At 51.5% G+C, this 2,846-nt stretch carries 2 protein-coding genes; both read right to left on the bottom strand.

From position 1 onward, the window contains the following. The coding region (locus AC2VLY_RS11080) for a hypothetical protein (RefSeq protein WP_486922281.1) at positions 1-625 on the bottom strand (625 nt) is incomplete at its 3' end. Further along, positions 622-2,727 (bottom strand): putative bifunctional diguanylate cyclase/phosphodiesterase, encoded by a 2,106-nt coding sequence (locus AC2VLY_RS11075; protein ID WP_486922280.1) that lies wholly within the window; start codon positions 2,725-2,727, stop codon positions 622-624. The genes AC2VLY_RS11075 and AC2VLY_RS11080, both read right to left, overlap by 4 nt. Positions 2,728-2,846 lie beyond the last annotated feature (119 nt).

The raw sequence follows: 2,846 nt of genomic DNA, 5'->3' as shown, positions 1-2,846 counted from the left end.
GTGCCCGTTCCCAACAAAAAAAATGCTTGTCCAGAAATGTTCTTTGGTCAGGCTGTCCATGGAAAAAAAGTAGAAATAAAGTACTTACATTGATGATGGCCGCCGCATTGGCCATCGTCCAAAACAAAATCAGGTGAGGAATATTCCCGGTGGCTTTCGTAAATAACCAACCACCGGCCCCGGTCAGGCTGGCAGTAAATAGGGCGGGGATTCCTGCAAAAAGCAATAAATAGGCGATGCTGTGGCGGACTGTTTGTAATCCTGCCCAACCGGGACAGAATCGACGTAAAAGCAGGCTGCCCAGCCAGGCACCCATGATTTCGCTGCAGGCAAACCAGATGTTGATTCCCCAGCGGAGGTGGATAAAAAAGTGCCCGCCCAGTAATGACGCAATGAGTAGTCCCGGTATGACTCTTGGTCCCCAAACCAGGAGTCCGTAGGCGGCAATTCCCGCCGCTGGCCAGATGGGCCAAAAACGACCCGCCAGGGAATGGCTGAAAATCAGCGCCGCAAAAACAGTCAGCAGCAAGTGCCCGCCAAAAAGCCCAACATTCAGTAAAAAAATCTGCCGCAGGGACGAGGGCCGGGAGAGTGCGGGTAACTGAATTTCAGCAAATGATTTCACGGCGTGGCCGCGATGTATGCTGCCATCTCGTTGAGGATGCCTGCCGTTAAATGATCATAAATTTCCATGCTGTATTCGCTGGATAAATGATTGCCAACTATATCTGCAATGACCAGCTGTAATTGCGCACGTCGTTCACGTAAGGAAGGTATGGTGTCCATGAGCGGATAAAGAGGGCAGGATAAATTATCACAGGACAACTGGACATTAATGCTTTGCGGCATACTTTGCAGTACGGCCCGCAAGCCCTTGGCGAGTACCAGAAAACGGGCAAAGCTGACCAATAAACTGGAGTTGGACGACTGCATTGAAATTTGCTTCCCCAGGAAGCGCTGACTGATTTCTCCAGCTGAGACGGGGCGACTGATGGCATAACCCTGTACCTGACGAATTCCCAGAGCGGTTACGGCAGAAAACACTTCCGCGTTTTCAATACCCTCGACAATGAGTTCTACTCCCAGCCCATTGGCCATTTCCAGCATGCTCGCCAGAAAATGCAGATCTCTTGGGCGTTTTTCCAGGTGACGGCTGAACGCCTGGTCCAGTTTGACGGCGTCAAATGGGTAATCCTTGAGGCGCAGCAGACTGGCGTAAGCCGTGCCCAGATCGTCGAGAGCGATGCGTACTCCCAACTCTTTGAGGCGGCCCAGTTGTGCTTTGGCTGAGGCGTAATCCAGAAATTCGTCACCTTCCAGCACCTCAATAATCAACTGCCTGGCAGGCATCTGAAAGCGCAGCAGCGTACTTTCAATAAACTGAATGACCTCTTCAAGCAGCAGATCCTGCGGCTCGAAATTTACCGCAATGGAAATGCTTTGGCCGGCATTTTGCCACAATCGCCATTGCCGGGCGGCTTGTTCCAAAATCGTACAACTGAGTTTGCGGCGATCTTCTGCTGCCAACCAGGGTAAAAACTCGCTCGTTTCCAGCAATGTGCCGTTTTCCTCCAGGCGAGCGAGGGCTTCCAGTTCATGGGTGCGACTACTCGGAGTATGGATAATGGGCTGATAGAGCGTAACCACATGTTCGGCCAGCAGCCCCCGAAAATGTTGTTGACGGGCTACGAGCTGCGGGGTACCGGGGTCATAAATGGAGGAGGGATCATAGAGCGTATAGAACTGCGCTGTTTTATGTCGTTTGGCCTGATGCAGGGCCAGATTGGCATGATGAATAATATCCCGAGGCTTGTCATCGTCCAGGGGATAGACGGTTACGCCAATGCTGGCTTGAACCCGCAGTTCTGACTGATTGACCGTAAAGGCACGATCCAAGTTCATCCGTATGCGTTCCATGACCACTTCGAGATCAGCCCAGCGTTCCAGGTTTTCAATCAACAATACAAATTCATCACCACCCATCCGGAAGAGCGTGTCATGACTTCGCAAATCTTTTTGAATACGTTGGCTGAATTCAACCAGAATCTGGTCGCCCGCCAGCCGCCCCAGCTTTTCGTTGACTTCCTTGAAATTGTCGAGGTCAAGCATTGCCACTGCCAGCAGTCGCTGATGCTGATCAGCCATACGTAACGCCTGTTCCAGACGATCATCCAGCTCCATGCGATTATACAGACCGGTCAGAGGATCACGGCGCGCATGTTGTTGCAGGCTTATGATCATGTCACCCATATAGGCAAAGGCAGAAAAAAATTCGGTGCCGACTTGTTCAAAGTAACCCGACTCACTGCTGCCCACAACACCCAGCGCTTTTTGTCCCTCAATACCGAAGGGGACCAGGATGATTTCAGAGAGTTGCTTGCGCAGGGGCAGGAGCCATTCCGGGCAGTCAGGATTGTCCAGGGAATACGTCATTGAAGTATTAGTGCTCAGAACCTGGTAGCAGGGATCCTGAGGATTCTCGGAAATGTCAGGGTTATGCTGGATGCCCAATTCATGATAGGGCTTTAGTGGCCTTCCAGGCACTTGGAAGGCGTACCATGCCCATTTTAGGGATCTGTTGTTGTCGAGAATGCTCTGGCAAAGCGCATTCAGAAATCCGTATGCACCTGCGTCAGCGGGAACCGCACTTAAGGCTTGGAGCATGGCGGAAAAAAGGGCGCTGCGGTCACGCTCAATGGCCGTAACATTTTTTATCTGGTTGGGCACTAGAGTGTCCGTTATAAATTAATAACCAAAAATAGGAAATCCCCCGGCTCTGCCGGGGTGACAGTAGATGTTTGACATATAGGGGAGTCCATCGGAGAACCGACGTTGTGAGCCGCCAA

The organism is Acidithiobacillus sp. TH-A36, assembly GCF_057473445.1.
Note: the sequence above shows the minus strand (reverse complement) of the source record. Positions and strands in the feature narration are given on the sequence as shown.